At 69.2% G+C, this 4,568-nt stretch carries 4 protein-coding genes; 1 reads left to right on the top strand and 3 read right to left on the bottom strand.

Annotation, left to right across the window (positions count from 1 at the left end):
• From MJ785_RS05935 to MJ785_RS05925, 3 genes are all read right to left on the bottom strand, one after another.
• Positions 1 to 1,455, bottom strand: a 1,455-nt coding sequence (locus MJ785_RS05935) for an AarF/ABC1/UbiB kinase family protein (RefSeq protein WP_239380150.1), incomplete at its 3' end; no start/stop codon positions are given.
• An 84-nt stretch (positions 1,456 to 1,539) separates the two neighbouring features.
• Positions 1,540 to 2,763 (bottom strand): ThiF family adenylyltransferase, encoded by a 1,224-nt coding sequence (locus MJ785_RS05930; RefSeq protein WP_239312412.1) that lies wholly within the window; start codon positions 2,761 to 2,763, stop codon positions 1,540 to 1,542.
• Between the two features lie 334 nt (positions 2,764 to 3,097).
• Positions 3,098 to 3,250, bottom strand: coding sequence for a DUF5679 domain-containing protein (locus tag MJ785_RS05925; protein ID WP_239312409.1), 153 nt, complete (start codon positions 3,248 to 3,250; stop codon positions 3,098 to 3,100).
• A 481-nt stretch (positions 3,251 to 3,731) separates the two neighbouring features.
• Between MJ785_RS05925 and MJ785_RS05920 the strand changes: the two genes are divergently transcribed.
• Complete coding sequence (locus MJ785_RS05920) at positions 3,732 to 4,550, top strand: enoyl-CoA hydratase/isomerase family protein (RefSeq protein WP_239312406.1); 819 nt, start codon at positions 3,732 to 3,734, stop codon at positions 4,548 to 4,550.
• Positions 4,551 to 4,568: the final 18 nt, after the last annotated feature.

The raw sequence follows: 4,568 nt of genomic DNA, 5'->3' as shown, positions 1-4,568 counted from the left end.
GTGCTCTCCCGCCGATGCTGCCGGCGTCGGCGCGACCGGTGCCGCTGGCGGCCGTGGACGCTCCTGATCCGTTTCGACGGCGAGCGCCGGCAGCGCGCGTCCGGGCCGGTTCGCCCAGCGCGCATGCTCGGCCGCGGCGGACCCTGGCGGGGCGAAGCCGGGCTGCCATCGTTGCATCTCGGCGCGAAAGGTCCCCGCGCTGCCGAGCTGGCAGAGGATGCCGACCGCTCCCAGCGTCACTCGGTGGATCAGCAGGTAGGACGGGGGCAGGTTGAGCTGGCGGCCGAGCTGGGCCGCGGGGGAGCGGGGATCACCCAGCCGGACGGCTTCCCCGCGCAGCCAGTCACGGCAGAAACGGAACTCCTCCGTGGCGATGGGCTCAAGGATGGGCACGAGGTAGTCCAGGAGGTCCGCGCCGCTGACCTTCGCCGTCGGCAGGACGAATCCCTCCGCCCGCAGACCCGCCATAACCGCGTCCGCATCGCCGTGGAGCGCCAGCCGGCTGAGCCTGCCGATGGGTTCGGGCAGCCCGTCAGGAAGCCGATTGACCGCGCCGAAGTCGAGGACTCCCAGCCGGCCGTCCGCCAGCAGCCGGAAGTTGCCCGGATGCGGATCCGCGTGCAGGAGGCCGACCCGGCCGGGACAGGAGTACAGGAACCGCACGAGCAGCAGCCCAGCCCGGTCGCGTTCGGCGGTGGTGCCATCGCTTATGATTTTTGATAGTGGTCTGCCGTCGATCCATTCGGATATCAGGACGTGCTGCGTGCCCATGATGGCCCTGGGCACGCAGATGTCGGGATCGCCGTGGAACGCTTCGGCGAAAGCCGCCTGCCAGGCAGCCTCCAGGCGATAGTCGAGTTCCTCGATGATCCGTTCCTTCAGTTCGGCGACCAGGGGTTTGATGTCCAGCCCAGGGGCCAGCGCGCTGAACAACCGCGCCGCGCGCGCGAGCTGGGTGAGGTCCGCGAGCAACGCGGGCCCGGCTCCCGGGTACTGAATTTTGACGGCGACCTCGAGCCCGTCCGCCCACACCGCCCGGTGAACCTGGCCGATGCTCGCCGCGGCCGCTGGCGTGTCGTCGAAGTCACGGAACATCGTCCGCCAGTCCGGGCCCAGGTCGCCCGCCAGCACCCGATGAACCGACGCCGTAGGCAGGGGTGGCGCTGCCTCCTGGAGTTTTGTCAGGGCCGCCCGGTAGGGCCGGGCCATCTCTTCGGGCAGCGCGGCTTCGAAGACCGACAGCGCCTGGCCAAGCTTCATCGCGCCGCCCTTGAGCTCACCGAGAACCCGGAAGATCTGTTCGGCGGTGCGCTGCTGAAGTTCCGTGGCGACGATCTCGGCGGGACGTCCACCGAGCCGCTTACCCATACCAACCGTGGCCCGTCCGGCGATGCCTAGCGGAAGACCCGCCAGTTTGGCGGTTCTGACGATCGCGCGTTTTGGGATTTCGGACACAACCCCATCGTGCCTGTTCGGCGGACGGCAGGCAGGCGGGACAGTGGGTCGGGGCAACGTTTTTACTTTTTGTAATGGACATGTTCAGGTGGGTGACGACGTGGCCGCCGGCCGGTCCGGTCGGTCGGCGCCCGTGCGCCGGCCGGTGGGTTGTTTGGTGACTTCGTCACGATTCGTTTCTGTGCGTAATCGAGCGCTCCGGCAGGGGCACGAGGGGTGTACCGGCCACGATCGACGCCGGACCCGGAGCTCGGCCGCGGCCATCTCCAGGGTTCCGTTGATGGTCGGCAGATCGCCGCTGGTTGGCGGGTGCGGCTGTCCCCAGGCCCGGGTGCGGGCGTCGTTGCGACGTCTATCGTGCCGGGCATTGCGCCCGTCGTATTCGACCATGGTGAGTGCCTGCATTGCCGTGATCCCAGCGGCGACGGCGGCGAGTGTCACGTCGCAGGCGTCGATCCCGCTGTCTGGACGGCGGGACAGCTGGAGGGCCAGCAGCGGCCAGGCCGGCTCAGCCGCTCGGCGATGCAGGTGCTGACAGTGCAGACACGAGGTCACACCGGGCAGGACCAGCGGCCCGATCACGGCGGTGGTCTCGCGGATGCCGGCGAGCAGGTGCGGGATGCCGACGCGTTCCAGCTCGATGGACTCGTGTGGATGGAGGACGGGAACCCCAGCCGGAGTGATCACGACGAGATCAGGGCGGAACGGTTCGCAAGCCCGCTGCCGGCGGCCGTGAGAGGCGAGCGGGCGGGCGACCCTGGCGATCGCCGAGGCCGTCGCCGTCGAGCGAGGGCGTCCGACGTCATCGAGACGGGCTCCGCCCGGCGCGACATCGGCCGGCCTGGTCACGCCGGTGTCGTCCACGACGACACAGCCGATCCCGGCCGCGGCCAACAAGGTCGCGACCTGCGACCCGACCCGGCCTGCCCCGCGGACCTGTATCCGTGCGTGGCGCCGGGCCCGCAGAATGCGGTGGACATGGGCCGGGTCGGTTGACCCTAACGAGATCGACGCAAGGTCGGGCAGCAGGCGTTCGTGGTCCAGCATGGACAGCGGCGAGTGGTCGGCGGAAGCCGCGTCCTCCAGCATGCCGGTGTTCTCCAGAAGAAGCACGAGTTCCCGGTGGGTGGCGTCGAGCGAGTTCAGCACCTGCTCGCGTGATCGGGTGCCGTCCAGGGCGTCGAGCACGGAGGCGTCCCGCGCCGTGAGCCCGCCGAGGACGATCGCCCGTACCGGATCGACACCGATCTGCAGGGTGGACCCGTCACGCCAGAGGCGGCGCAGGCCGGGCTTGAGGATGGGGCGCATCGCGTCCTCCTCCACGGAAGGCGACCAGATCGTGCTCAGACGGTCTCATGCCGTTCAGCGTTGTGTACCGATATATAACGATCTGTGGATAACAGTCGTATTTGACCGGATTGTCGAGCGACGGCTGTGGATGGTGACAGCTGTGGATGGTGGATGACGGTCGCCAGAAAACCCCACAGCACACCGCGCGAGCCGCTGTCGCCAGTCGTCCGCTGAGGCGCTGGGCCGCTGGGGCGGGGCCCCACTCGCTGCCCGGCTCCTGATCGTGCCTGCCCGTATCCCCGAGGTCTTAGCGATCTCGCGGATACGGGCAGGCACTACTCGCCGCTGTGCTTCAGGCCTTGCCGAGAATTCTGTTGATCGTTGTGCCGCAGACCGGGCAGGTACCCCGCGCCATCCGGCGCCCGGACTCACTCACCCGTATTTCGCCCTGGTAGTGCCGCTTGTCCTTGCACTTGACGCAGTAGCCCTCGAATGTCTCTGCCACCTGTTCTCCCCTCGTACCGTCGGTCGCCGGTGGCCGGCCGCGGGTTGTTGATGAAGAAGGCCGGCCCGGAAGGCCGCCCTGTCGCTATCTTGTCGGATTCGATGATCTTGATATCTACCAGGGCCTACGAATGTTGCGGCCGGCCCGGCGCTGGTGCGCGCGAACGGCTCTCGCGCTAGTGATCGCCGCCGGACGTTCGCCCAGGGTCTGCCGGTGCCTGCCGGTGCCTTGCGTCGTTGCCCCAGGCCCCGGTAGCACACCGCTGCCGGGGCCTGGGCCGCCTCGCGACGCATCCGCCCGGCATCCGCCGATGGACCTCCCAGATCGGCTTCGCCAAGCCGGCGGGAACCCCGGCTTCCGGCGGTGACCGCTAGGGTTGGGAAGGTCCCGGAGCACCGGCCTGGCGGGTCCACGACCGCGCTGGCCGCGCACCCGGCTGACGTCTGGCCACCGATGTTTTTCGCCATACCAGGAGCCGACCGTGCCCGAACCGTTGCTCGTCGAGCGTCCCGCTGACGGTGTCATGTTGTTGACGCTGGCCCTGCCCGAGCGGCGTAACGCCATGACCGTGGCACTCACCGAAGCCTGGTCGCGGGCTTTGGACGAGATCATTGCTGATCCTCATGTGCGGGCTGTGGTCGTGACGGGGCAGGGCAGCGCGTTCTGTGCCGGTGGCGATCTCGACTGGGTCGATCCCCGGACGAACCGGGAGGCCGGTGTCGACCGGCTGCGCGCGAAGATGCTCACCTTCTACCGGAGCTGGCTGAAGATCAGATCGGTGGAAGTGCCCACGATCGCCGCGGTCAACGGCGCCACCGTGGGCGCCGGGCTGTGTCTCGCGCTTGCCTGCGACCTGCGTTTCGCGTCGGTGGATGCCAGCTTCTGCGCACCGTTCACCCGACTTGGGATGCATCCGGGGATGGCCGCCACCCGGCTGCTGCCGGAGGCCGTCGGCGCGGTCCGGGCCAGGGAGCTGATTTTCACCGGCCGGACGGTTGACGCGCGCGAGGCCGCGGCGATCGGCTTGGTCAACGCGGTGGTGCCCGCCGCCGACCTGGTCGCCGTCGCCGTGAGCACCGCGACTCAGATCGCCGCGGCCGCGCCGGTCGCGACCAGGCTGGCCAAGGTCGCGTTGAGCGGTGCTGACGATTTTGACCAGGTGCTGCAGTGGGAAGCGCTCGCACAGGCGACGACGATGGCCAACGGCGAGGCCGCTGAGGGGATCCAGGCCCAGCTGGACCGCCGCCCGCCGTCATTTGTCACCACCACGGCACCGGATGCGGCCATGATCGGCAGCTGACAGCGCGGAGCTGACAGC

Source organism: Protofrankia sp. CiT1, assembly GCF_917627335.1.
In the GTDB taxonomy this organism is placed as follows: Bacteria; Actinomycetota; Actinomycetes; order Frankiales; family Frankiaceae; genus Protofrankia.
The sequence above is the reverse complement of the archived record's forward strand: the minus strand, read 5'-3'. Positions and strand labels throughout refer to the sequence as shown.

Coding starts and splice junctions, on each gene's coding strand:
- MJ785_RS05930 (WP_239312412.1), bottom strand. CDS start 2,763: ATGCGCCCCATCCTCAAGCCCGGCCTGCGCCGCCTCTGGCGTGACGGG.